Raw genomic sequence first — 25,205 nt, 5'->3', positions numbered from 1 at the left:
CGCGCAGTTCCCCGCGCCCCTAGGTCGGTAGGGGTTGATGGTGCCGTGCTCCGCGCCCCCCTCAGCGGCAAAAGCAGGGGCGCAGCCCCGCTTTTGAGGGGCGCGGGGAACTGCGCGACCAGCCACGACGCACCCGCACGTACAAACCCACATGCCCCCACCCCCTCAGGGGCGCGGGGAACGGCGCGACCGGGACCGCGGCGGGCCGGGGGCGGGCGTCAGGTGCGGGTCCGGGCGGTGTCGGTCTCAGCGGACAAGGCACGGACGCTTCGCGTCGAACCGCCAGTCCGGCACCAGGTACCGCATCCCGGCGGCATCGTCCCGCGCCCCCACCCCCTTCTTCAGATACAGCTCGTGCGCAGCGAGCAACCGCTCCCTGTCCAGCCGCACCCCCAGCCCGGGCGCGTCCGGCACGGCGATCTCCCCGTCGACGATCCGAGGCGGGTCGACGGTGAGCCGTTCCAGCCCTTCCTGCCAGATCCAGTGCGTGTCGAGCGCGTTGTACTCGCCCGGCGCCGCCGCCCCGCAGTGCGTGACCATCGCGAGGGAGATGTCGAAGTGGTTGTTGGAGTGGCACCCCCAGGTCAGCCCCATCGCGTTGCACAGCTGGGCCACCCGCACGGACCCCTGCATGGTCCAGAAGTGCGGGTCGGCGAGCGGAATGGACACGGACTGGAGCGCCAGCGCGTGCGTCATCTGCCGCCAGTCCGTCGCGATCATGTTGGTGGCGGTCGGCAGACCGGTCGCCCGCCGGAACTCCGCCAGGATCTCCCGCCCGGAGTACCCGCCCTCCTCCCCGCACGGGTCCTCGGCGTACGCGAGCGTGCCGACCAGCGGCTTGCACAGCTCGACGGCCTCGCTCAGCGACCACGCCCCGTTGGGGTCGAGGGTGACCCGCGCGCCGGGGAAGCGGTCCTTGAGCGCCCGTACGGCCTCGACCTCCTGCGCACCGGCCAGTACACCGCCCTTGAGCTTGAAGTCCCGGAAGCCGTACAGGTCGTACGCCGTCTCGGCCTGCCGCACGATCGCCTCCGGCGTGAGCGCCTCCTCGTGGCGGACGCGGTACCAGTCGACGTCCGAGTCGGGCTCACGGACGTACTCCAGGTCGGTCCGGCCGGGATCGCCGACGTAGAAGAGGTAGCCCAGGACCCGTACGGAGGAGCGCTGTTGGCCGTCGCCGAGCAGCGCCGCGACCGGTACGTCCAGGTGCTGGCCCAGGAGGTCGAGCAGCCCGGACTCGACGGCCGTCACGGCGTGCACGGTGGTGCGCAGGTCGAAGGTCTGGGCTCCCCGGCCGCCGGAGTCACGGTCGGCGAAGCGGTCCCCGATCGCCCGCAGGACGCGCTTGTAGTCGCCCACCTTCGCGCCGACGACGAGGGATTCGGCGTCCCGCAGGGTCCGGGTGATCTTCTCGCCACCGGGCACCTCCCCCAGTCCCGTACGGCCCTCGGAGTCCTTGAGGACCACGATGTTGCGGGTGAAGTAGGGGCCGTGGGCGCCGGAGAGGTTCAGCTCCATGCTGTCGCGGCCGGCGACGGGGTAGACGGCGAACTCGGTGACGGTCGGCTGACTCATGCGGATCCATGACCTTTCGGAGTGGGGAGGGAGGGACACCGGTCCCAGGGAACGGCTCACAGGCTGAGGACGTCGAGGGTCCACTCCAGCGCCAGGACGCCGCCCAGGCCGAGGACCGCGAGGACCGTCGTGTAGGTGGTGCGCACCTTGATCGCCTCGATGACCGAGAGGTTGAAGTACTCCTTGAAGAGCCAGAATCCCGGGTCGTTGACGTGGGAGAAGGCGATCGAGCCGCAGGACACGGCGAGCACCATGATCTCGGGGTGGATCCCGCTGCCCGCGAGGAGCGGCAGCACCACGCCGGAGGCGGTGACGACGGCGACGGTCGCCGAGCCGAGCGCGACGCGCAGGATGACCGCGATGAGCCACGCCAGGATGATCGGCGAGATGGCCCAGCTGTCGGTGGCGTCCTTGATGTAGTCGGAGATGCCGCCTTCGACGAGGACGTTCTTGAACGCGCCGCCCGCGCCGATGACGAGGAGGATCATCGCCATCGACTGGGCGGCCGACGTACAGGACGTGTTGACGTCGGCGAGGCTGCGGCCGATGCGCGGGCCGAACGCCCAGATCGCCAGGAGCAGGGTCAGCATGAGCGCGATCGGCGCCGAGCCGATGAAGGCGACGAAGTGCAGGACGGGCCCGTCGCCCGGGACGGTCATGTCGATGACGGCGGCGCCCGCGATGAGCACGACGGGGAAGAGCGCGACGGACAGCGACCAGCCGAGGCCGGGCATCTCGCCGTCCTCGAACTCGCGGTCGCTGACCAGGCCCTTGGGGATGGCCGGGTCCATGGCCCTGATGAACGGCAGCCGCGGCCACAGCAGGGCGATGAACGCGCCCACCGGGACGGCGATGAACAGGCCGTAGAACAGGGTGTGTCCGACGGAGGCGTGGAAGGTCGCGGCGACGGCGGTGGGGCCGGGGTGCGGCGGCAGGAAGCTGTGCATCGTGGACAGGGCGATCGACATCGGCAGGCCGACCCACAGCAGCTTCGCCCCGGTGACCCTGACCAGCGTGAACGCGATCGGCACGATGATGATGAACGCGACCTCGTAGAACATGGTCACGCCGATGAGCATGGACGTGACCACCATGGCCACCTGGACCCAGCGCGGTCCGAACGCGTCCAGCAGCCGGCCGGCTATCCGCTGGGCGGCGCCGGAGTCCCCCATCACCCGGCCGACCATGGCGCCGAGCCCGATGGTGAGCATCGTGTCGCCGATCTGGCCGCCGATGCCCTCCGAGAGGACGTCCGGGATGTCGGCGACCGGGATGCCCTGCACCAGGGCGACGCCCACCGCGACGAGCAGCAGCGCGGCGAAGCCGTTGAGTTTCATCCGGGTCATCAGGAACAGCAACACCACGACGCTGATCCCGACTACGAGCAGAGGCATGCAGTTCCCCTTTGAACTGGCCGTGTGTCAAGCGATGGCTCGGGCGGTACGCAGGCGGTACGTACGCAGGCGGTACGTACGTCGGCGGCATGTACGTCCGCGGTATGGCGGTATGTACGTCAGGCGGTGACGCGGCGGAGCGGCGCTCCGACGAGGGCGAGGCCGGTGTCGAGGACCGCCTCCAGTGCGGCGAGGTCGGCGGCGCCGGGATCGGTGAGCGGAGCCCGTACGGGTCCCACCGGCAGGCCGCGCAGCCGGGCGGCGGCCTTGACGAGGGACACGGCGTACCCCGGCACGCGGTCGCGCAGCTCGACGAGCGGGACGTAGAAGTCGCGCAGGAGCTTGGTGAGCGTGGCCTCGTCGTTCCCGCGCAGGGCGGTGAAGAAGGCGCTCGCGATCTCGGGGGCGAAGGCGTGGACGGCCGACGAGTAGGCGGGCACGCCGACGGTGGCGTACGCGCGGGCCTGGATCTCGGCGGTGGAGGCGCCGTTGAAGAAGAGGAAGCCCTCGGGGGCGGCGAGCGTGAGCCGCTGCAGCCGGTCGAGGTCGCTGTGCCCGTCCTTGAGGCCGACGACGGTGGGGATCTCCGCGATGCGCCGCAGGGTGTCCGCGGTGAAGGCGACCTGCCCGCGCTGGTACGCGATCAGCGGCAGCCGGGTGCCTGCGGCGATCCGGCGCAGCTGCCCGACCAGGCCGTCCTGCGGGGCGCCGACCAGGTAGTGGGGCATCACGAGCAGGGCGTCGGCGCCGGCCTCCTCCGCGATCCGGGCGAAGCGCAGGGCCTGTGCCCAGCCGTAGCCGATGCCGGCGACCACCGGCAGGCGGCCGTCGGCGATCTCGACCGTGGCCTCGACGACCGCGCGGTACTCGTCCTCGTCCAGCGAGAAGAACTCCCCCGTTCCGCAGGCGGGGAAGACGGCGCCGGGGGCGGCGGCGTCGGGCCCGGGGGCCAACTGGGCCGTCAGGTAGGCCCGGTAGGACTCCAGGTCGAGCCCGCCGCCACTGCCGCGGCCCTCTCCGCCCCCCTCGCCCCCGCCGTGCCCGCCGCCCCCGTCGATTTCGTCGCGGAAGCTGGTGAGGGGAAACGACAGCACCCCCTCCGCCATGCCGTCGCGCAGCCGCTGGACCACGGCCTCGATCTCCGCGCTGTACCGCATCCCTGATCTCTCATCTCTATATGCAGATGATGTACATGTATGAGAACGGAGGTTAGGTCGGTGAACCGGACACGGTCAATGGGTGCAGCAGCGCGGATTTACGATGAGGCCATGCCGGAGAGCAGCGGGGGCCGCGAGGTACGGGGAGCTCAGGAACCACGGGGCACGCGGGGCGTACGCGGGGTGAAGTCGGCGAGCCGCACGGTCGCGCTGCTCGAACTGCTCGCCGCACGCGGCGACCGGCCGGCCCGCCTGGACGAACTCGCCGAGGAGCTGGACGTACCCCGCAGCAGCATGTACCAGCTGCTCCAGACCCTCATCGACTGCGGCTGGGTACGCTCCGACACGACGGGATCCCTCTACGGCATCGGGATCCGCGCCCTGTTCACGGGCACGAGCTACCTCGACAGCGACCCGCACGTCCGCCTGGTGCGCCCCTACCTCGACCAGGCCTCGGACGCGCTCGGCGAGACGATCCACCTGGCCCGGCTCGACGGCCCCGACGTCGTCTATCTCGCGACCCGCGAGTCCCACGAGTACCTGCGGACCATCAGCAGGGTCGGCCGCCGTATCCCGGCCCACGCGGGCGCGCTCGGCAAGGCCCTGCTCGCCGAACGCCCCGACACCGAACTCCCGCTCCCGGACGGCCCGTTGCCCGCCCTCACCGGGAACACCCACACCTCTCCGGCCGACCTGCGCACGGACCTCGCGGGAGTACGGGCCCGCGGGTACTCCGTCGACCGCGAGGAGACCGTGACCGGCATCGCGGGCTTCGGCTTCGCCCTGCGGTACGCCTCCCCGGCCACGGACGCCATCAGCTGCTCGGTGCCGGTGGCCCGCCTCAGCGAGGCCCACGAGGCCCGGGTGATCGCGGTCATGAGGGAGACCCGCACGAAGATCGAGAGCGCGCTCCCTTCGGCCTCGGGAGCACCGGACTGGCGGTGAGCCGGGCGCCACCCCTCACTCCACCGCCCACTCCAGTGCCTACGCCCCTGCCTACGCCCCAGTTCCGCGGCGCATGACGAGGGCGGCGGCCACCACGGACGAGACCACGGCGAGCACCGCGCAGCCGCCCGCGGTCGCGCCGAGCGCCGCCCACGGCAGCTCGACCGACGTCCGCACGGAGAGCAGCCGCAGCGCGCCCCACATGCCCAGCAGATTGAACCCGGCGACGAGCAGCCCCAGCACCGCGCCGACCGCGGCCACCAACAGCGCCTCGGCGCCCACCAGCCGCAGCACCTGCCCCCGGGTGGCGCCGGCCAGCCGCAGCGCGGCCAGGTCGCGGACCCGGCCGGGGGCCGCCATGACGACGGTGTTGACCAGCGAGATCCCGGTGTACAGCAGGGCGATGCCGAGGACGAGGACGAAGCCCATCCGGGTCGTCCGGTCGGACGCGGGGTAGGTCGCCCGCACCCACTGCCCGGCGGTGAACACTTCCCCGCCCGACTCCCTTACGGCGTCGCGCAGTTCGGCGGACGCGGCAGCCATGGCACCGGCACCCGTGAGGCGTACGTCGACGCGGTCGGCGTACGCCCGCGGAGCGTTGCGCGGGGTGACGTACACGCCGTTGTCGCCGGTGCCGGTCGGCATGACCGCGGCGATCCTCAGGGACCTCCTCGTGCCGTCGCCGAGCCAGACGTCCACGCGCTGCCCCACGGTGTGCCGCTCCCACTCCTCGTTGACGATGATCGAGTCGTCGTCCAGGTCCCTCGCATCCCCCGCGACGAGCGGCAGACGGACCGTGCGGGTGAGCGGGCCGGGTTCGACGGCCCGGGCCTCGGAGCCGATGAGCGCCACGCCGTCCTCCAGTACGTACACGGCGCTCGACGAGGTCACGGAGACCTCGGTGCCCGGCACCGCGCGCAGCCTCCTCGCCGTGCCCTCGTCGAAGCCCGCGCCGCGCGGCGCGGTGACCACGAAGTCGGCGGCGGTCCGCGCACGGACCTCGGCCGCGCTCGCCGCGTGGAGGGTGGCGACGGCACCCAGCAGCGAGCCCGTCAGCGCGACCATGACCAGGACGGGCGCCGCGACGGCGGCGGTACGCCGGACGCCCGCGGCGGCGTTCTCGCGCACCAGCATCCCCGTGGCACCGGGCAGCCGGGCCGGCGCCCAGGCGATCAGCCGGGCCGTCGGGCGCACCAGCACCGGTGCGAGCAGCGCCACCGCGGTGATCAGCAGCAGGGGCCGGCTGATGTAGGTCTTGCGGTGCAGCAGGTCGCCGGGGTCGCCCACCAGGGCCAGGACCGGCAGGACGACGGCGGTCAGCAGCAGGCCGCCGCCGGACAGCCGTCGGCCCCACGTCATGGTCCCGGTGTCGACGGCCGCCTCGCGCAGCGCCTCGGCGGGGCCGGTGCGCCCCGCCCGCCAGGACGCGGCCACCGCCCCGGACAGCGCCACGAGCACGCCCGTCCAGAAGGCCATGGAGTACGGCCAGGTGTGGTCGCCGACGGTGAACCAGCGGGGCGCGAGGTCTTCGCCGACCGCCCACGCGGCGAGCCGCGGCGCCCCGTACGAGCCGAGCAGGCAGCCGACCGCCGAGGCGAGCACACCGATGAGGAGTGCCTCCGCGACGACCATGCGGCGCAGCTGTCCCGGGGTCGCCCCGGCCGTGCGCAGCAGCCCGAACTCCCGGCGGCGCTCGGCCACCGCGAACGCGAAGGTCGACGCCACCACGAACACCGACACGAACCCGGTGACACCGGCCGCCGTGCCGAACAGGGCGTTCATCGCGGTGAGTGCCTCTTTGTCCCGGTCGGGATCGGCGTCGGCGTACCGGCGCGCGTCCCCGGTGAGGACCTGGACGCCGTCGCTGGCGTGCCCGGTCTCGCGTACGGCCTCGCGCACGGCCTGGCGCACGGCCGCCGGGTCCGCGTCGACGACGAGCTGGACGCTGCGGGGGGCCAGCCGGGCGGCGCGGGCGTCGGTGTGGAAGAGGGCGTTCTCGAAGCCGGGTTCGGGTCCGGGGGCGGGTCCGGAGGCTGGTCCGGGGGCGGGCGCAGGCGCGGGGCCCGCGTCCCGTTCGGCGCCGACGGCTCGTACGGTTCTCACGGCTCCTACGGTTTTCACGGTGCCGACGACTCGTACGGTGCCGGTGTCGGTCCGTATCCGCGTGCCGGGGCGGGCCCAGTCGCCGCTGACGGCGACCTCGTCCGCGGCCTTCGGCGCGCGTCCCGCGACCAGCTCGTACGGAGCGAACGCGGCGGTGGACCAGGGATGGCCGACCAGATCGCCGGGGCCGGCCCCGCCCCGGACCCGTACGGGATACGACCGGTCCTCGACGACGGTCCCGAGGGTCTTCAGCCTGGCGACCAGCTTCTCGGGGACCGCACGCGGCTGCGCGAGTTCGCGGGTGCGGACACCGTTCGGAGTGGTCACCCGCAGCGTGTCCATGCCCTTGACGACGACGGGCGCCGCGGCGAACCGCTCGGGCCCGCGGTCGGGCGCGTCCAGCGAGGACGCGAGGACCAGCCCCATGACGGCGATCAGGGCCACGCCCGACGAGAGGGCGACGAAACTGCCGGCGAAGGTGACCCAACGGGCGCGCAGCGTACGCAGGGTGGTGCTCAGCACGGCGCGGCCTCCAGCCCGGTCACCCGCGCGGCGATGTCCTCGGCACCGGCGCCGGTCAGCTCGCCGTGGACGCGGCCGTCGACGAGGACGACCACGCGGTCGGCGTACGAGGCGGCGACCGGGTCGTGGGTGACCATGACGACCGTCCGGCCCTCGCCGTCGACCATGCCGCGCAGCAGGGCGAGCACTTCACGTCCGCTCCGCGAGTCGAGCGCGCCGGTGGGTTCGTCGGCGAACAGCACCTCGGGGCGCGTGATCAGGGCGCGGGCCAGGGCGACGCGCTGCTGCTGGCCGCCGGACAACTCCGTCGGCCGGTGCCGGGCCCGTCCGCCGAGTCCGACCTGCTCCAGCACCTCGCGGACCCGGGTCTTCGCGGGGCGGCGGCCGGCCAGCCGCAGCGGCAGGGCCACGTTCTGCTCGGCGGTCAGGGAGGACAGCAGGTTGAACGCCTGGAACACGAAGCCGATGCGCTCGCGGCGCAGGAGGGTCAGCGCGGTCTCGCTCAGCCCGGTCAGTTCGGTCCCGCCGACGACGACCGAGCCGGAGGTGGGCCGGTCGAGCCCCGCGGCACACTGCAGCAGGGTCGACTTGCCCGAGCCGGACGGCCCCATCACGGCGGTGAACGTCCCCTTCGGGAAAGCGAGCGACACCTGGTCGAGGGCGGTGACGGAGGCACCGCCGGAGCCGTGACGCCGGGTCACGGACCGCAATCGGATCGCGGCGTCGGGTGCGTCGTCGGCCTTGCGGCCGGTCACGTCGTGAGTCATGCGTCCCCGCTCATGTGGGTGTCGGTGGTGTCCGCCGGTGTTGTCCACCGGGGTTTCCGTCGGCGCGGTCCGCCGGTACGGTCCGCCGGTGCGGTCCGTGGGCGCTTCCAGAGTCGGTCGGCGAACCCTCGTGGCGCGCTACGGCAGGGACGAGACTTGGGGTAGGGCCAGGCCTACCCCCGATCCACGTCCTGGCCCGATGGCGCCGGACGACCCCACGCTCGTACGGTCCTACGGTGATCCCCATAGACCCGGTGATCCCCATAGACCCGGTGATCCCCATAGACCCGGCGATCCCCATACATCCGGCGATCCCTGTCCACCCAGCGATCCCCATCCACCCGGCGATCGCTGTCGACCGCCCTCGGAACGTGTGGCAGGCCATGTCCCGCCCGGGCTTCCTGCTGTCGGCGTGGCCCTGGCGCGCTGTCGCGTACCTGCTCACGGGCGCGGTGACAGGCGCCGTCGCCCTGGTGGCCATGGCGGCGGTGACGGTGGTCTGCGGCGCGCTCGCTCTCCTCGTCGTGGGACTTCCCCTGCTGGTAGTGGTCGCCCTCGGCGGGCTGCCCGTGGCGGGGGCCGAGCGGCGCAGGCTGCGCCTGATCGACGACGAGCCGGCGCCCGGCCGGCACCGCGAGCCGCCGGCGCCGGGCCTGCGGGCCTGGCTGACCACCCGGCTGCGCGAACGGGCGACCTGGCGGGAACTCGGGTACGCGCTGCTGTTCGCCGTGCTGCTGTGGCCGGTGGACGCGCTCGCGCTCACCCTCGCCCTGCTCCTGCCGCTGTCCGTGGTCGCCGCGCCCCTGCTGATGGCCACGGTCGGCGGCGGCGAGGAGACGAAGGTGCTCAAGCTGTGGACGGTGACCACCTGGCCGACCGCGTTCGGCGTCGCCGTACTCGGCCTGCTCCTCCTGGCCCTGTGCTGCTACGTACTCGGTGTCGCGGCAGGCGCCCGCGCCCAGCTGACCCGCATGCTCATCGCCTCCCGGGAGGACGAACTCGGCGCCAGGGTCGTCGAACTGGCCAGCTCCCGCGTGCGGTTGGTGGACGCCTTCGAGGCGGAGCGCCGCCGGATCGAGCGCGATCTGCACGACGGCGCCCAGCAACGCCTGGTCGCCCTGAGCATGACCCTCGGCCTGGCCCGGCTGGACGCACCGCCGGGCCCGCTCGCCGACCAGCTCACCACGGCCCACGAGCAGGCGGCGCAAGCCCTCGCGGAACTGCGCGAACTGATCCACGGCATCCATCCCAAGGTCCTCGCGGACTACGGACTGCAGGCCGCGGTCGCCGACGCCGCGGACCGCTCGGCGGTCCCCGTGGACGTCGACCTCGAACTGCCGGACCGGCTGCCGGGCCCGGTGGAGTCCGCGGCGTACTTCGTGGTCTGCGAGGCGCTGGCCAACGTCGCCCGGCACAGCGGGGCGACACGCGCGCGGGTGAGCGGTGGCCACCGTAACGGCCGCTTGTTCCTGCAAGTGCGCGACGACGGCCGGGGCGGGGCCGACGCCTCGGCCGGCAGCGGACTCACCGGCCTCGCGGACCGGGTGTCGGTGCTGGATGGCAGACTCGCCCTGTCCAGTCCGCCGGGCGGCCCGACGCTGTTGCTTGTGGAGGTTCCTTGCGAGTCGGTACCGGCCGGGACGGCCGATCATTGCGGATAGTGCTGGCCGAGGACAGCGTCCTGCTGCGGGAAGGACTCATCGGCCTGCTCGCCCGCTTCGGCCACGAGGTGGTGGCGGCCGTCGGGGACGCGCCGGCCCTGCTCACGGCGGTAGAGGAACACACCCCCGACATCGACATCGTGGTGACGGACGTACGCATGCCGCCCGGCTTCCAGGACGAGGGCCTGCACGCGGCGGTACGGCTGCGTGAGAAGCGGCCCACGCTGCCGGTCCTGGTCCTCAGCCAGTACGTACAACGGACGTACGCCTCCGAACTCCTGGACTCCGGCGACGGATCCGGCGTCGGCTACCTGCTGAAGGACCGCGTCGGCCAGGTCGAGGAGTTCGTCGACGCCCTGCACGAGGTCGCGAACGGCGGCACGGTCCTGGACCCCGAGGTGGTCCGCCGCCTGCTGCGCCACCGCCGCGACCCCCTGCACCACCTCACACCGCGCGAGCGAGAGGTACTGGCCCTGATGGCGGAGGGCCGATCCAACGGCGCGATAGCAAAGACCCTGGTGGTCTCCGAGGCCGCGATCGGCAAACACATCAACGGAATCCTCACGAAGCTGAACCTCCCACTGGAGGGGGGCACGCATCGGAGGGTTATGGCGGTTTTGGCGTTTTTGCGGGGGTGAGGGGGGGGTTGGAGGACGAGGGAGTTGGGGGGCGAGGGGGTTGGGGGGCGAGGGGTCTCTTGACCCGCTGGGACCGCTGGGATCGGGGTGCCGGGCCGTGATCGACGTGGCGGTGGGCGACCGCTGGATCCGCTCGATCGTCGAAGCGCCGGGCCGCCAACCCCCGGCACGGTTGGGCCAGCGGGCCGAGGGCCATGGCATGGTCTGCGACCCATCACCCGCCTGAGCCCCGATCCGGTACCCTGTGGTGCGAGCGTCCCTGGCCGGCGCTGCGGCACGTGGCGCGGTCCCCGCACCTCATCCCCGCGGCAACGACCGAGAACGCTCAGGGCTTGACCGGGAGACCTGGCCACGACTCATCCATCGAGTCACGCGCAAGGTTTCACACAAGCCCCGCCTTCGTAGCTCAGGGGATAGAGCACCGCTCTCCTAAAGCGGGTGTCGCAGGTTCGAATCCTGCCGGGGGCACAGCACAAAGGGCCAGCTTAGGAGGAGTTTCCTCCCAGGCTGGCCCTGTCTGTTTCAGGCACCGTGCCACATGCATGCCATTACATCCGCGCCCCCTTAGGCAGCCCGTCCGCATGCGGACGGGAGACACACGGCAGGCGGCCGGCTCGCTACGAACTCAGGCCGAGTAGCGAATGGACTGAAGAAGCTCATCGGATCCGTCATCGAGCAGCCAAAACGACCAACCGTTGCGGTTCGGGTTGACGTCCGGCTTGTAGTGCGCCACCACCGCTCGGGCCGCTCCTGTAGGCGTCTTGAAGCTCTGCCCGGCAAGCGGCCCCGACGTGATGTCGATCCGCTTCATGGCTCGGTCATAACTTCCACGAGTTCGATGACCTTCGTAGTCGGCGTACACGTCAACCTTGCGCTCCGCCTCCGCGCTCTCCTTGCTCGTGGCGGTCGGCGCAGCGGACGGCACACTTGCGGTCCTCACCAGCCGGGCGACGACCTCGCCTGCCGTCGTATTACCCATGCGGGCAGCGAACTCGATGGAGCGATAGGTCTGTGCATCTACCTCGATAGCCGGACTCATGCCCTCCCCTTTCAAATCGGCACCGTCCAGCCGAGACTACCACGCACAGAGAGCGCATGTCGCGAGAAAGCAGTTTTCCAAGGATTCTGCGAATTCAGCGAGAGCATCTGCAGACAGGAGAACCGGCTCAGGGAGGCTCCACCGGCTCGACACCGCACAGTTCGGCGTTGCAGCTACGCACCCACCGTCGCCGGAGTAGCGGCCGGTCACAGGTCGGCCCCCCTTTTGCTCCGGAGCGCGTACAAGGGCGTTGGCAAGCCGCGCCTTGGCGTCAGCAGGGCAGGCTCCATTGCAGTCCCAGCGCCCGAGGGGGCGTCGGGGTGAGTGCGGCGGCACGGCAGGCAGTGCCGTGGTGCCGCTGTCCGTTGAATGCGCTGGGCGAGTCCGAAGAAGAGACTTGCCGCGTCACCCCTGCCGCACATCACTCGACGGCCCATCCTCACGGGCACGAGGAACTCGCAGCCGTCACGCTCGAAGCGGACACGTCTATCGGACGGCGAGTCGGGATGGATTCAGACTCCCCAGTCCCGGCCCGGCTCTCCACGCAACGCGCCCCAGAAGAGACAGCCGCCGCAATGCCCATCGAATCACCCATCCCGGTGAGTGGGCAGGCCAGTACGGCGGTTACGGGCGGGCGACCAACGCTCGTGGCATGCGTTGGGCGATCCGACCAGCCCGCTTGCTTCCACTCGCACATCGACAGGGCATCGAACCTCCCGCCTTTACATAAGACTTCGAGCCCACCCAGTTCGACTGAGTTGCAACTTTCCCTACTGGTTCGAGGAAGACAAGCGTGATGCCGGCGCCTCCCCCGTCGCGCACTCGGGCACCACTTGGAGCATGAAAGCCAACGCCGCATAGACGTGCGATTACATGCCTGCCCTCAGTCACCCAGGAGGATTAACTGCCCGCAATCGACTGCTGACCCAGAACTCGACGCAGTATCCTCTCCCCTCCGATCACCCTCTCATTTGGATCCGCGCTAGCGGGATCCATCCCGCGAGGAATGGGAGGTGTGATGGAAAAGGAGAACTGCAAGTTCCCCCCAGAACCGGAGACGGATCCGGGGAGAACTAACAAGGGGCGACTACCTCGCATCGGCGAGGCCGTTCACCGTTGGGCACCTGTCGTGGCGTCGGTCGTTGGTGCGGCCGCCGCCATTTGCAGTGCGCTCAGGAGCCTGACCGGCTGATCTGGCCAGGCGCCATTCTCCTGACAAGTGGAGCCTCACTGGGGTGCGAGTGGCCACAACCCCCGGTGGGGCTTCACTTTTGCCCAAGACCGAAAGGATGCGCCCTGGGCGGGCGCACATTGTGGCATACGCCCAGGAACCCTTTCTAGACCCCACAGCAATCTATGACCCATTTGAGTGAGTAGTTGCTTCGCACGAATGAGCCGACCATCCTCTGGCCCCGTAGGGACTCATTTGAGCTGAACACCCCATTTGCTACGCGGGCGTCAGAATCCGTAAGCGTCAACTCTGGGGTGATCAGCACCGCCTGCCCTAGGTGATCACCAGCAACACCAGCCACATCAGAGCGGCAAATGAGGGTAGCCCGTAGACGATCAGTGGCAGTGAACTCCAGCCCGGTGGCCTGCACGTCAGAGTCTCTGCGTACTCGGAGAAGAGCGCAGTTGCGCGGCGTTGGATCGCACGGAAGTACTTGAAGTGGCGGTGGCCGACGTACAGCCAGGTCAGCGTGAACACGATCCCGAACGCCGCGATCACACGAGCTGAGGGCAGGTTCGTATCACCAGCGGTCAGGATGGTTCCATAGGCGACAGCCAGGAGGGACTGCGCTACCAGGAACAGATTCCCCTGCTGGTAGCGCACATTGTCCTCATGTAGGCAGTGCTGCCACAGTCGGCTTCCCGCTGCGTGGTCTCCGTCCGCCCCATCGGCTGAGTCCCCCATGGGAACTCCTTGCCCGCCTGCCGAGCGGAACTACCCCCTCCGTGGCGCGTCGCGCACTCTCGCATGGGACAGCGAGCACGAGGCCGTGCAGCCCGCCCACCCTTTGAGGCGAACTGAAGACGGGTGTCGCAGGTACGAATCCTGCCGGGCACAGGAGATGGCACATACGGACTCGTTGTCGTTGCCTGTGGGGTTCAGCGTGCCGTTCAGTCCTTGGCCAGGCGCCGTCAACGGAAGGGCAATACGGAGCCAAGCCCGTCCGCGACAAGCCGAGTTCGATGCGGCGGTCGTAGCGCGCCTGGCTGCACTCTTCGGCCAGGCGGGCGTCGGCATACCCCTGGCCGCGATCCACTGGCTCCCCGCGAGACGCCGTGTGCGGCACGTCCTCCACGCACTGTGGTTCATACCGACTGCCTTTGGAGCGTTCGTACATATCTTGAGCATGGTCGTGCTCGGCCTTGCAGAGCGCACCGATCCATCCCGTAGGGCCCTCCGAAACGGCTGAAACGGCCGAACCGGACGCATCGGTCATGCCCGCACAGCCGTATCCCCCGCCCCATACAACCCTTCCCCCTCTTGAGTCGTCTACGGCACCACCCAGCACTTTCCCAGGAGGAAATCTCTATGCCCCTGCCCTTCCGTACCGTTGTCGCCGTTGCGGCTGTGAGCGCGTTGGCCGGTGGGTTGGTCACCGTGGTCGGTGCGGTGCCGGCGTCCGCCGCGCCCGCCAAGTACGCCGACGACTTCAATGGCGACGGGCACCGGGATCTTGCGATCGGTGCGCCGTACAAGACCGTGGGCGGCGCTGAGGCCGCGGGTTCCGTCGTCGTGTCCTTCGGGTCCGCCGCCGGACTGACCACGCGGAAGGTCGAGCTCACCCAGAGTTCCGCCGGGGTGCCTGGCACGCCGGAGGACAGCGACCACTTCGGTATGTCGATCGCCGGCGGAGACCTGGACTCCGACGGTTACGCGGACCTGGTCGTCGGCGCCGACGGGGAGGACGTGGGCGAGTACGAGGGCCAGGGCAGCGTGACGATCCTGTGGGGTGGCGCCGAGCCGTTCACCACCAGCACCACGACCACGGTGGACAACCCCCGCCAGTGGCAGGGGCACGGTCTGGACGTGGCCGTGGGGGACTTCACCGGTGACAGCGCCGCGGACCTCGCCGTCATCGAGCCGGACGCGGTCGCCGTCTACAAGGGCGGCTCCTCCCGGGTGACCCAGCCGACGTCCGCCTACACCCTGACCGTCCCCGGCGCGCAGCTCCTCAACTGGGAAGCAGCCGTGGGCGATGTCAACGGAGACGGCAGGGACGACCTGGCCGTGACCGGCGATCCCGGCACCGGACGGCCGGGCACCGACATCTACACGGGCCAGGAAGGCCGTCCGTACCGGATACAGCGGGTGCAGGACGGCGACACCGCGGTCGCCCTCGGCGACATCAACGGCGACGGCTTCGCCGACATGGCCACCTCCCTCACCTGGCCCGACATGTTCTCCATCGCCGACCCCAGCGACGGCGCCGGGTACGTGACCGTCCGCTACGGCAGCACGACGGGCTTCGGCGACCCGGTGACCCTGCACCAGGACAGCACCGGTGTGCCCGGCGCCAACGAGGACGGCGACGGCTGGGGATCCTCGGTGGCGATCGGCGACATCACCGGCGACGGCAAGGCCGAACTGGTCGTCGGCGCCAACGGCGAATGGCTCGGCGACCTGGAGAACGCCGGCGACGTGACGGTGTTCCGTGGCTCCGCCGCCGGTGTCTCGCAGTCCGGCGTCGTACGCATCTCCCAGGACACCGCCGGCGTTCCGGGCGCCGCCGAGACCGATGACCTGTTCGGCGCGCAGGTCCGGATCGCCGACTACAACAACAACGGCAAGGGCGACTTGGCGGTGACCGCCTCCTTCGAGAACGACCGCAGCGGCGGCCTGTGGACCCTGCCGGGTACGGCGTCCGGTCTCACCGGTACCGGCTCCGCATCCCTCAGCTCCGCCGACTTCGGCCTCGCGAGCGGATCACGCTTCGGGGAGTCACTGCTCGACTGAGCCGGGCGGTTGTTTTGGATGGGGTTTTGGATGGGGTGCGGGCAGGAGCAGATCATGCCCTGACCCGCTCCCCGCCGGCCCAGTCATCCCACTTACTCGGCGTCAGCCCAGTTCCTCCGCCAGTCCGACGATGATGCCCTCCGGACCCCGGACGTAACAGAGCAGGTAACTGTCCTCGAAGCGGGCGATCTCGCCGAGGAGTTCGGCGCCGTGAGGGCGGAGGCGGGCGACCGTGTCCTTGATGTCGTCGACGGCGAACATGACGCGATGCGTGCCCAGGATGTTGTGCGGCTGGTTGCGCGGGCCGACGCTGACCGCCGCGGGGCTGCGGTACTTCGCCAGTTCGAGGCGGCTGTGGCCGTCCGGGGTACGGACCATCGCGATGTCGCAGCGGACGCCGTCGAGGCCGGTGCACTGGTCGGCGACGAGGCCCTCGACCTGCGTCCTGCCCTCCAGTTCCATACCGAGTTCCACGAAGAACGCGATGGCGGCGTCCAGGTCCTCGACGACGATGCCGACGTTGTCCATCCGCTGAATCGCCATGACGATCTCTCCTTCTACGTCGTGCGGCCGCTGTTGGCCGCTCTCGTCTCCGGGACGGAGCCGGTGTCACGTTCTCGACATGCGCAAACCGTCGAAGTTCGTCCGGGGCGACTCACAGGTGCCGGCCGCGGTAACGAGTCGACGTGAGCGGACCCCTCCCCGCCCGGCGTTCCCTCGCGTGACGGCGTACACACACGACGAGGTACGGCACCACCGACACCGGCACGAGCCGGCTGACCAGCCAGACAAAACGGTGCTCGACGTACGCCCAGGTCGTCGCCGCCTGCCAGCCGTGGGGCAGCCCCATCAGAAGAAATGAGGCGGCCAGGGTCAGAGCCGTCGCCGCCAGCACTCCGAGGGCAAGGTACGCGGCGAGTTCAATCCACCATGTCCTGCTGATGGTCCTCACCGCGGCGTCGAGGCGCTGAAGGCCACCATGGCAGCGTCGCGGATCCGCTTCGTACGAACACGGGTGGCCAGGACTTCCAGCGCGGCAGCGTTGGAGGGTTGCGGCCACTTTGAGCTGCGCCCAGTCAGATGCGTCAAGCAGGACACGGACCCAGGGCCGGAGCTGAGGCCGGCGGCTCGGCGATCCAGATGTCTCAGGACCGCGGACCGTGCCATCACCTGGTCCGAGTCGGCGAGGACTGCGCCGATCACGTAGACCTCGTCGACCTCCGTGACCCGCTCAAGCTCACGCACGTAACTCCGGAAGCGGAGGTGCTCGGCGGGCTCTTCCTGCCGCAGAACCTCGTGGTCTGTCATGCGCCCCGCCTCTGTCGCTCGAACAGTCCATGAAGTCTGACATCAGCGGCTGACATCAGCCGCCTACAACAGTGGCCGACGCCAGTCGCCGACAACGGCAGAGGCACAACAGCGCCGCATCGCACCTGCCATGAACTCAAGGCATCCCACGCCGTTACGCTGCACGGATGTCATCTGAGGCCGCGCCCTTCCATCCGATATATCCGGTCTGCCCGGAGTGCAGCGGGCAGTTGAGGGCTGGCGGCATGCTTCTCTGCCGGCGCGAGGACGACGGCCGACGTGCCTGCCGGCAGATCTGGGCGTGCGCCGGCCAGCACGTCTGGTGGAGATGGTCCGACCGGCCAGCCGACGACCTGGAGCACTGCCCGCATCCTCAGCTGTTCGGCGACTGACACCCATCACATACACGCACCCGCACCCGGCGGGCGCCCGGCAGGCACCACCCCCGCCCCCGCCCCACCCACTCCGCCCCCTCCTGATCACCCATCCACCCCCCTCCCGTCACCCACCCCCGCTACGCTGCGCCCCGCCGCGCCTGGGGGGCGCGGGCAGGTGTTTCAAGGGGGAGAACCGTGTTCGTACTGTCCGTTCTGTTGCTCATAGCCGCAGTCGTGCTCTTTCTCGTCGGGCGTGGCGGTGGTGGAAACACCTCGGGCTGGAAGCTCGGGGCCGCGCTCAGTGCCGTGGCGGGGCTGTTGGCGGGCGTCTTCGCCTGCGTGCATGTCGTGAGCGCCTACGAGGTCGGCGTGCCGGTGACCTTCGGCAGGGTCGGTACGCCGTTGGCCTCGGGCGTGCACTTCAAGTCGCCGTTCACCGATGTCACGTCCTTCTCCACCCGTCCGGTGGACCTGAACCTCAATGACGACGACGTGGTCGAGGTCCGCTCCTCGCAGGGCGGTGTGCTCTACGCGGACGTCACCATCAAGTGGGCCGTCGTGCCCGCGAAGGCGGTCGGCCTGTACCGGCTGGCGGGCAGCGAGGAAGCCGTCGAGGAGCGGCTGGTGCTGCCGGACAGCCGCGAGATCATCCGCAACGTCTTCGCCAAGCACACCAGCGAGGAGGGTTACGCCTCCGCGCGGGAGCGGATCGGCTCCGAGATCGCCGGTCTCGTCAAGGAACGCCTGGCGCCGCGCGGGATCGACGTCACCTTCGTCAACCTGCGCAATGTGCGGCCCTCGAAGAAGCTGCAGGAGCAGATCGACAAGAAGATCCAGCAGGAGCAGGCCACCGAGCGGGCCACCGAGGCGTCGCGTACGGCCACGGCGGAGGCGGAGCGCAAGCGGATCGAGGCGGAGGGTGTCGCCCGCGCCAACAAGATCATCGAGAAGTCGCTGAGCGACAAGGTCCTCTACAACCAGTGCCTGGAGGCGTACAAGGAAGCCGCGAAGGCCCACCCGGTGTACGCGGTCCCGTGCGGTACCGGCTCGAACGGCACACCGGTCATCGTCGACGGCAGCAAGAACTGACTCCGCACGCGTCACCCTGAAAGCACGGGCCACTGCGTTTCCAGGCTGTCGCGCCCTTGCGACAGCCTGGAAACAGAGCATTGCCCCGCATGGGCCCCGGTGCGAGGATCTTGGGACTTCACGCATCCCATGGGGGTTTGTCATGGCGCTGTTCGGAAACGCGCACACTGTCGATCCGCAGAAGGCCCAGAACGACTACGCGCGACTGCTGGGGCAGAACGAGCAGGTGTACGCCGCCTTCCAGCTGATCCGCGACACCATCCTCTTCACCGACCGCCGTCTCATCCTGGTCGACAAGCAGGGCATCACGGGCAAGAAGACGGAGTACCACTCCGTTCCGTACCGCAGCATCACGCACTTCGCCGTCGAGACCGCCGGGACCTTCGACCTCGACGCCGAGCTGAAGATCTGGATCTCCGGCACGCCCACGCCGATCGAGAAAACCTTCACCAAGGGCGTCGACATCTACGAAGTCCAGGCGATCCTCACCCAGTTCGTCGCCCGCTAGGCGCACCAGCAGGCGATCCCGGCGGCGTTCGTACGGGCCCCACCAGTACCCCGGGCGGGGGCGTGGGGCGCAGGGTGCCGAGCCCCTGTCGGTGGGTCGGGGCTAGCATCCGTTCATGACTACTGACAACCCCGGTACCTCCGCCTCCGCCTCTCCCGTTCTCGACGTCGACATCGATGCGCTGCAGGGTGGGTCCGCGGATCTCGGCCAGTACAAGGGTCAGGCCGTGCTCATCGTCAACGTGGCGTCCAAGTGCGGGCTCACCCCGCAGTACGCGGGTCTGGAGCGGCTGCAGGAGCGGTACGCGGCGCAGGGCTTCACCGTGCTCGGGGTGCCGTGCAACCAGTTCATGGGCCAGGAGCCCGGCTCGTCCGAGGAGATCGCGGAGTTCTGCTCGGCGACGTACGGCGTGACCTTCCCGATGACCGAGAAGGTCGACGTGAACGGGGACGCGCGCCACGCCCTCTACGAGCGGCTCACCGGCTTCGCGGACGGCGAGGGGCACAGCGGCGACATCCGCTGGAACTTCGAGAAGTTCCTGATCGGCCGCGACGGGGCAGTGGTCGCCCGCTTCTCGCCGCAGACCGAGCCCGAGTCCGCCGAGGTCGTGTCCGCGGTCGAGGCCCACCTCGGCTGAGCCGGCGGTCCGCATCGGCTGAGGCACGGGCCCGGCACCCCCGTCGTCCTCAGCGCCCCGGCGGCGCGCGCTACTCCTCGCTGCCGCGGATCTCTTCCCGCAGCTCCTCGGGGCATCCCGTGCCCCGGGGCAGCTGATAGGGCGCCGCGAGACGGTACGTGCCGGCCCTGGGCGCCAGCAGTTCCGTCCACTGGTCGCCCTGGGCGTCCTCCTCCGTCTCCATCAGGCAGCCGTTGACGTTGTCGTACGACTTCGGCGCCCCGTCCTCCCGCTGCTTGGACTCCTCGGTCTCCTGCGGGGGCTTCACGCTCTTGCCCTCCGCGTCGACGAGCCCGAGCCACGGCGAGTACGGGATCCGGATGAGCACGCGCCCCGCCCGCTTCACCTCCAGCGTCAGCTCCCCCTGCTCGGCACGGTCGACGACCGCGGGCGGGTCGGCCATCGGCGTGGGGTCGGTGACCTCGAAGAGCTGCCAGTTGGCGTCGCCCCAGACCTGCTTCAGGTACGGCATCCCGCGCTGGACCAGTTCGCGCTCGCGCTCGCCGCCGTCGCCGTCGGGCTCGCCCTTGGGGACGACGACGTAGTGGACGGCCCAGCGCTGCAGCCACTCGTGGTAGTTCGCGGAGTTGAGGGTGTCGTCGTAGAAGAGGGGGTTGCGCTCCATGTCCGCCTGCCGGTTCCAGCCACGGGCGAGGTTGACGTACGGGGCGAGGGCGGACGCCTCGCGGTGCGAGCGGGCCGGTACGACCTCGACGCGGCCCTTCTCGGCGCCCGCCACCTGGAGCTGGTTGACGAGGGGGGCCAGTTCGCGGGCCCAGGACGCGGCGGGGGTGGTGTGCACGATGTCGTCGACGGCCTTGAAGGCGATCCAGCCGTTCACGGTGACGAAGGCCAGCAGGATCGCGTACCACTTGCGTGAGCGCGGCACCGTGAAGGGCAGCGCGGCGATCAGCGTGACCCCGCCCAGCAGCATCGGCAGCCGGCTGATGTTGGAGCCGATCTGCGAGTTGATCAGCCAGACGAGGACGACGGCCAGGCCGTACACCGCCGATGTGATCCGGACCGTCTTCCACTCCTTGGGGACGAGGAAGTAGGCGCAGGCCGCGGTCGCGAACGGCAGCAGGACCGAGCCGAACATCATCGGCTGCGTACCGGAGAACGGGAACATCCAGGCCGAGACGCCCACGACCGCGGCGGGCGCGAGGCCCAGCGCCCACGCTCCCGGGCGGCGCTTCTGCAGGAACAGCGCGACGGCGACGAAGCCGACGAAGAGGCCGGCCACCGGGGACGCGGCGGTCGCCGCCGCGGCGAGGGGGGCGGCGCACAGGGCCTTGGCCCACCGCTTGTAGCGCCAGCGGTACGGCCAGCAGAAGACGACGGCGGCGGCGCCGAGCGCGAAGACCATGCCGAGGCCGAAGGTCACGCGGCCCGAGATCGCGTTGCACAGCAGCGCGAACACTCCGGCTGCCGCGGCCGCCACGGGGTTGCGGACGGCCCGGCTGCGCATCAGCACCAGCATGAGCAGTCCGGCGGAGAGCGTCCCCGCGATCATCATCGTGGTCCGCACACCGAGCACGGCCATCAGATACGGGGACACCACGCTGTACGACACCGGGTGCATGCCGCCGTACCAGGCGAGGTTGTAGGCGGATCCGGGGTTGCGCCCCACGAACTCCGCCCACGCGTCCTGCGCCGCGAGGTCGCCCCCACTGTTCGCGAACGTGAAGAACCAGATGATGTGCAGCACACCGGAGAGTGCGGTGGCGAGGATGGCGGGGTGCCGGACGAAGCGGTGCAGTCGGGTGCCTTCGGGGCCACCGGGGCCGGGGGCGGGGGCGGGGGCGTCAGCCTCGTCGGCGACACCGGGGCCGGCGTCCGGGCCGGCGGCGGCGTCGGCGGCCGGATCGGCGGCGTCCTGTGGGCCGGCCTCGGTGGTCGGCTCGGGGTCGGCGGCGAGTCCGGCGGCGGCCGGCTTGGCCTCGGCGGTCGGGCCGGGGGTTTGGGCCGGGCGGGAGTCAGCCTCCGGGGCGGCGGCCTCAGGGTCGGAGTCAGGGACCGGGTCGGAGTCAGGTACCGGGTCGGAGTCGGGGACCGGCTGGGAGCCGGTGGCCCGTCCGGCGTCGGGGCTTGCGGTCGTGTCGGCGGTCTCCACCGTGCCGGAGCTGACAGCCGTGCCGGGGGTCTCGGCCATGTCGCGGCTCCCCGCCGTGCCGGGGGGCTCGGGCGGGCCCGGTTGCCGTGCGGCCGCGTCGCTGGAGGGCTCCGCCGTGTCGGGCGGTGGTCCGGGCGCGTCGTCCGGGGGCTCGACGTGCCGCGTGCGCACGCTTATTCGCGGGCCGGCCTCTCGGCCCGGCTCGGCGTCGTCGGCATGCGTCGGCTCCGCTGTCGCCACGTGCTGGCACTCCCGTGTCCCGTTGTTCCACTCTCGGCCGGGCCCCGCGGCGGGCGGCCTTGCCCCATCCTGGCGACGCTAGCACGCACCCCGCCTCGGAGCTCCTGGGTGGTGCTCCGTGGGCGGGGTGCGGTCGGTTCTTCTGTTTGTCGGGTCTTCCGTTCTTTGCGGGCGTACGTCCCCGGGAAGGGGTACCTCTCCCGGGGACGTACGTCCCGTCAGGCCACCCGGGTCAGCTTCGCGCCGAATCCCGGTTCGGCGAGATCCGACTGGAGCGCGACCGGAACCTCGACCGCGTCACCCGTACCGTCACCGACGCTCAGCGAGCCGACCTTGGTTCCCGCCTTCGCCTCGTGCGGGATGTCTCCCTCGTCCAGCTTCAGCTTGACCGTCTGCCCGGCCCAGCCCACCGCGGAGACGTCCTTGGTGGCGACGACCGGTGTGCGACCGCCGAGCCCGTCGTCCACGTACCCGACGACGTCACCCTTCTTGAGGATCTTCTGCGAGGTCAGCGCGTCCTGGGCGGCGATCATCGCCTCCTTGCTGACCGCGTTGACCGTGTCGATGATCGGCGGCGTGTGCTGGCCGAGGATCGCGCCGACGACGATGACGTTCTCGCCGCCGACCTCCTGCGTGGCGGCGAAGAGCAGGTTGCCGCCGGCCTTGGTGGTGGAGCCGGTCTTGATGCCGATGGCGTTGTTGTACGGCACGAGGCGGTTGTAGTTGTCCCACTTCTTGCCGGACGGGTCCACCCAGGTCGGCAGCTTGGTGATGTCGACCAGCGCCTTGATGTCCACCAGCTCGTTACCGAGCTTCACCTGGTCCTCGGCGGTGGAGACCGTGGTCTCCTTCAGGCCCGAGGGGTCGGTGTACTTCGTGTTCTTCATGCCCAGGTCCTTGGCGGCGGCGTTCATCTTCTCGACGAACTTCGCCTCGGAACCCGCGTCCCAACGCGCCAGCAGCCGCGCGATGTTGTTCGCGGACGGGATCATGATGGCCGCGATGGCGTCCTTCTCGGTGAGGGTGTCGCCCTTCTTGACGGTGTTGAGCGTCGACTCGCCCTGCGCGTCGTAGCCGCCCTCCGTCTCCGCCTTCTTGTCGACGGGGATCTTCGCGCCGTCCGCACCGGCCTTCAGCGGGTGTTCCTTGAGGATCACGTACGCCGTCATGGCCTTGGCGACCGAGCCGATCGCGACGGGCTTCTGGTCCCCGAACGAGTCGACCGTGCCGATGCCGTTGACGTCCATCCAGCCCTGGCCCTCCTCGGGCCACGGCAGGGAGACCTTGTTGCCCTCGAAGGCGTAGGTCTCGTCGGCGGTCAGCGCGAGGGTGGGGGACGGCAGCGGGCGTACGGCCTGTACGACTGCAAACACCACGGCCAGCAGAAGGACCAGGGGCGTCCAGATCTTGACCCGGCGCACGAGGGTACGGACCGGGGTCTGGCGGGGCGGCGGGGTGTTCGTCAGCTCCGCCAGCAGGTCCAGCGGGGGCCTCGGCGGGAGGGGCTGCTGGGTCGTCCGCTCGGGGCCGGCCTGCGGGGCGCCTGCGGCGGGCGGGGCCGAGGGCGAGACGGACGGGCCCGGCGGCGGGGCGGGTTCGTCGAGCGGCTTGAGCGCGACGAACTTGCTGGTGCGCTCGGCGGGGGCTTCGGCTTTGGGCGCCGCCGCCGCCGCTTCAGACTCGGACTCGGCGACCGACTTGCCGTCGGCCACGGCCTTCGGGGCAGCGCCCTTGCCCGACTCGGCACCCTTGCCCGACTCGGTCGTCCCGCCCGGGCCGGTCGTCTTGCCCGCTCCGGCGTCCGGCTTGGCGCCGCCGCCCAGCTTGAGCATGGTCGTGGGCTGATCCACCGCCGGGGGCCGCTTGAAGATCGCGGTGGCCTGGTCGACCCCGGGCTCGGGCTTGCCCGCGTCGGACGTGGAGTCCGGCGTCGCGGCGGGGCCCGCGTCGGCGGCGGAACCTGACGTCGCGGCGGAGCCCGGCGCGGTGGCGGAACCCGACGTCGCCGCGGAACCCAACTTCCCGACGGAGTCGGGCTTCCCCGCGGCATCCGCCTTCGCGACGGAGTCCGACGTCGCCGCGACATCCGGCTTCACGACCGAGTCCGACTTCGCCGCGGAGCCCACGTCGGAACCGGACTCCACGTCGGGGCCCGAGTCCGCGTCAGGACCGGAGCTCGCGTCGGCACCGGAGCCCGCGTCCGGGACGGAACCCGGCTCTGACGCGGAGCCCGCGTCAGCTGCGGGAGCCGCAAGAGCCGCGCCCAAGGGCGGCTTCGTGGCGAGGACTTCCGCCTCCGGGCCGTCCGCCGTGCGCTGGGCATCGGCCTTCGAATCAGTCTTCGAACCGGCCGTCGAGTCGGCCTTCGCATCCGCCTTCGTACCGACGGCACTCCCGTCGGCCGCGGCGTTCCCCGCGCTCTCACCGGAGGCAGAGGTTCCACTGCTCGGCGAGGCGTCGGCCTGCGGCACAGCGCGCTCGGCCGGTGCGTCCGCCGGAGCGGCACCTCCCGACCCGCTCTTCGCCTCGTCCGCGGCCTCGGTCGCGCTCTCGTCCGCGCCCTTCGGCTGCGGCTTCGCCGCGTCCCGCGCGGCGCTGCCGACAGCAGCACCAGCACCCACGGCCGGTGCATCCTCAGCCGCGGAATCCTCCGGCCCGGAGTCCAGGTCCGGGCCTGCGGCCACATCCGTACCGGCGCCCGAGCCCGCTTCCCCAGAGTCGGCGCTGGAGCCGGCATCGGAGCTGGAGCCGGCGGCCGGGCCTCCCCCGGTCACGCCCGAGCCCGCACCCGACACCTCCGGCTGCACGCCGTCGCCGTCACCGCGGACATCGCCGTCACCGCGGACGCCACCGTCACCGTCACCGCCAGCGTCCCCGTCGGCGCGGGCGTCCCCGTCGGCGCGGGCGTCCCCGTCGGCGCGGGCGTCCCCGTCGGCGTCGGCGCGCGCATGGGCATCGCCCACGCCGCCCCGCCCCGCGCCCCGCGCAGCCGAATCCCCGCCCCGCGCAGCCGATCCCGCGCCCGGCGCAGCCGAATCCGCTGAGGCGCCCTCAGGCGCCTCCTCGTCCGCCGTGGCGGCCTGGGCCGCCGCGGCGGACCGGAGTCGCGCGTCGCCGCCTCCGGTGCCC

Annotated in this window: 20 protein-coding genes and 1 tRNA gene; 9 read left to right on the top strand and 12 right to left on the bottom strand. The window is 70.9% G+C overall.

The window, feature by feature from the left end; all coding sequences use genetic code 11:
- Positions 1 to 246: 246 nt before the first annotated feature.
- The 3 genes from ACFWGJ_RS21700 to ACFWGJ_RS21690 all read right to left on the bottom strand — a co-directional run bounded on the left by ACFWGJ_RS21700 (position 247) and on the right by ACFWGJ_RS21690 (position 4,126).
- Positions 247 to 1,575: an enolase C-terminal domain-like protein gene (locus ACFWGJ_RS21700; RefSeq protein ID WP_387326961.1), complete on the bottom strand. Its 1,329-nt coding sequence runs from the start codon at positions 1,573 to 1,575 to the stop codon at positions 247 to 249.
- Between the two features lie 56 nt (positions 1,576 to 1,631).
- Positions 1,632 to 2,969 (bottom strand): gluconate:H+ symporter, encoded by a 1,338-nt coding sequence (locus ACFWGJ_RS21695; protein ID WP_387326959.1) that lies wholly within the window; start codon positions 2,967 to 2,969, stop codon positions 1,632 to 1,634.
- A 119-nt stretch (positions 2,970 to 3,088) separates the two neighbouring features.
- A complete protein-coding gene (locus tag ACFWGJ_RS21690) occupies positions 3,089 to 4,126 on the bottom strand; it encodes a 5-dehydro-4-deoxyglucarate dehydratase (RefSeq protein WP_387326957.1) in 1,038 nt (345 codons plus the stop codon).
- A 111-nt stretch (positions 4,127 to 4,237) separates the two neighbouring features.
- On the opposite strand from ACFWGJ_RS21690, the gene ACFWGJ_RS21685 reads away from it, so the two are divergent.
- Complete coding sequence (locus ACFWGJ_RS21685; protein ID WP_381832829.1) at positions 4,238 to 5,071, top strand: IclR family transcriptional regulator; 834 nt, start codon at positions 4,238 to 4,240, stop codon at positions 5,069 to 5,071.
- Positions 5,072 to 5,122: 51 nt separating this feature from the next.
- On the opposite strand, the gene ACFWGJ_RS21680 is transcribed toward ACFWGJ_RS21685, so the two are convergent.
- Together ACFWGJ_RS21680 and ACFWGJ_RS21675 are read right to left on the bottom strand one after the other, a co-directional pair.
- Complete coding sequence (locus ACFWGJ_RS21680) at positions 5,123 to 7,696, bottom strand: FtsX-like permease family protein (RefSeq protein ID WP_387326955.1); 2,574 nt, start codon at positions 7,694 to 7,696, stop codon at positions 5,123 to 5,125.
- The gene (locus ACFWGJ_RS21675) at positions 7,690 to 8,463 is read right to left on the bottom strand and encodes an ABC transporter ATP-binding protein (RefSeq protein WP_387326953.1); all 774 of its coding nucleotides are present in this window, start codon (positions 8,461 to 8,463) and stop codon (positions 7,690 to 7,692) included. Before ACFWGJ_RS21675 ends, ACFWGJ_RS21680 begins: the two co-directional genes overlap by 7 nt.
- Before the next feature lie 383 nt (positions 8,464 to 8,846).
- On the opposite strand from ACFWGJ_RS21675, the gene ACFWGJ_RS21670 reads away from it, so the two are divergent.
- From ACFWGJ_RS21670 to ACFWGJ_RS21660, 3 genes are all read left to right on the top strand, one after another.
- Positions 8,847 to 10,124: a sensor histidine kinase gene (locus tag ACFWGJ_RS21670; RefSeq protein WP_387326964.1), complete on the top strand. Its 1,278-nt coding sequence runs from the start codon at positions 8,847 to 8,849 to the stop codon at positions 10,122 to 10,124.
- On the top strand, positions 10,124 to 10,762 hold the full coding sequence (locus tag ACFWGJ_RS21665) for a response regulator (protein WP_387326963.1): 639 nt from the start codon (positions 10,124 to 10,126) through the stop codon (positions 10,760 to 10,762). The genes ACFWGJ_RS21670 and ACFWGJ_RS21665 overlap by 1 nt, the downstream gene beginning before the upstream one ends.
- Before the next feature lie 395 nt (positions 10,763 to 11,157).
- A tRNA-Arg gene (locus ACFWGJ_RS21660) sits at positions 11,158 to 11,230 on the top strand.
- 157 nt (positions 11,231 to 11,387) lie between these two features.
- Here ACFWGJ_RS21660 and ACFWGJ_RS21655 read toward each other — a convergent pair.
- Both ACFWGJ_RS21655 and ACFWGJ_RS21650 read right to left on the bottom strand, forming a co-directional pair.
- Positions 11,388 to 11,801, bottom strand: coding sequence for a hypothetical protein (locus tag ACFWGJ_RS21655; protein ID WP_387326952.1), 414 nt, complete (start codon positions 11,799 to 11,801; stop codon positions 11,388 to 11,390).
- 1,504 nt (positions 11,802 to 13,305) lie between these two features.
- Positions 13,306 to 13,635: a hypothetical protein gene (locus tag ACFWGJ_RS21650; RefSeq protein WP_381832574.1), complete on the bottom strand. Its 330-nt coding sequence runs from the start codon at positions 13,633 to 13,635 to the stop codon at positions 13,306 to 13,308.
- A 705-nt stretch (positions 13,636 to 14,340) separates the two neighbouring features.
- Between ACFWGJ_RS21650 and ACFWGJ_RS21645 the strand changes: the two genes are divergently transcribed.
- Positions 14,341 to 15,765, top strand: a complete 1,425-nt coding sequence (locus ACFWGJ_RS21645) for an FG-GAP-like repeat-containing protein (RefSeq protein ID WP_387326949.1) — start codon at positions 14,341 to 14,343, stop codon at positions 15,763 to 15,765.
- A gap of 102 nt (positions 15,766 to 15,867) precedes the next feature.
- On the opposite strand, the gene ACFWGJ_RS21640 is transcribed toward ACFWGJ_RS21645, so the two are convergent.
- The 3 genes from ACFWGJ_RS21640 to ACFWGJ_RS21630 form a co-directional block, all read right to left on the bottom strand.
- The gene (locus tag ACFWGJ_RS21640) at positions 15,868 to 16,308 is read right to left on the bottom strand and encodes a VOC family protein (protein WP_381834676.1); all 441 of its coding nucleotides are present in this window, start codon (positions 16,306 to 16,308) and stop codon (positions 15,868 to 15,870) included.
- A gap of 112 nt (positions 16,309 to 16,420) precedes the next feature.
- A complete protein-coding gene (locus ACFWGJ_RS21635; protein WP_387326946.1) occupies positions 16,421 to 16,717 on the bottom strand; it encodes a hypothetical protein in 297 nt (98 codons plus the stop codon).
- A complete protein-coding gene (locus tag ACFWGJ_RS21630) occupies positions 16,714 to 17,073 on the bottom strand; it encodes a hypothetical protein (RefSeq protein WP_387326944.1) in 360 nt (119 codons plus the stop codon). Before ACFWGJ_RS21630 ends, ACFWGJ_RS21635 begins: the two co-directional genes overlap by 4 nt.
- A gap of 167 nt (positions 17,074 to 17,240) precedes the next feature.
- Here ACFWGJ_RS21630 and ACFWGJ_RS21625 point away from each other — a divergent pair, with 167 nt between their 5' ends.
- The 4 genes from ACFWGJ_RS21625 (at position 17,241) to ACFWGJ_RS21610 (ending at position 19,684) form a co-directional block, all read left to right on the top strand.
- Positions 17,241 to 17,465: a dehydrogenase gene (locus tag ACFWGJ_RS21625; protein ID WP_387326941.1), complete on the top strand. Its 225-nt coding sequence runs from the start codon at positions 17,241 to 17,243 to the stop codon at positions 17,463 to 17,465.
- Between the two features lie 180 nt (positions 17,466 to 17,645).
- On the top strand, positions 17,646 to 18,539 hold the full coding sequence (locus ACFWGJ_RS21620) for a prohibitin family protein (RefSeq protein ID WP_387326939.1): 894 nt from the start codon (positions 17,646 to 17,648) through the stop codon (positions 18,537 to 18,539).
- A gap of 142 nt (positions 18,540 to 18,681) precedes the next feature.
- The gene (locus tag ACFWGJ_RS21615) at positions 18,682 to 19,047 is read left to right on the top strand and encodes a PH domain-containing protein (RefSeq protein WP_387326936.1); all 366 of its coding nucleotides are present in this window, start codon (positions 18,682 to 18,684) and stop codon (positions 19,045 to 19,047) included.
- A gap of 115 nt (positions 19,048 to 19,162) precedes the next feature.
- Entirely contained in the window at positions 19,163 to 19,684 is a 522-nt protein-coding gene (locus tag ACFWGJ_RS21610; protein WP_387326933.1) for a glutathione peroxidase, read from the top strand.
- Positions 19,685 to 19,754: 70 nt separating this feature from the next.
- Here the strand turns inward: ACFWGJ_RS21610 and ACFWGJ_RS21605 are convergent, their stop codons facing one another.
- Both ACFWGJ_RS21605 and ACFWGJ_RS21600 read right to left on the bottom strand, forming a co-directional pair.
- Entirely contained in the window at positions 19,755 to 21,875 is a 2,121-nt protein-coding gene (locus ACFWGJ_RS21605; RefSeq protein WP_387326931.1) for an MFS transporter, read from the bottom strand.
- A gap of 419 nt (positions 21,876 to 22,294) precedes the next feature.
- Positions 22,295 to 25,039 carry a D-alanyl-D-alanine carboxypeptidase gene (locus ACFWGJ_RS21600; protein WP_387326929.1) on the bottom strand — a complete coding sequence of 915 codons (2,745 nt, stop codon included), beginning with the start codon at positions 25,037 to 25,039 and terminating at the stop codon, positions 22,295 to 22,297.
- Positions 25,040 to 25,205: the final 166 nt, after the last annotated feature.

The sequence above is a fragment of the Streptomyces sp. NPDC060205 genome, from assembly GCF_042728395.1.
Taxonomy (GTDB): Bacteria; Actinomycetota; Actinomycetes; order Streptomycetales; family Streptomycetaceae; genus Streptomyces.
Note: the sequence above shows the minus strand (reverse complement) of the source record. Positions and strands in the feature narration are given on the sequence as shown.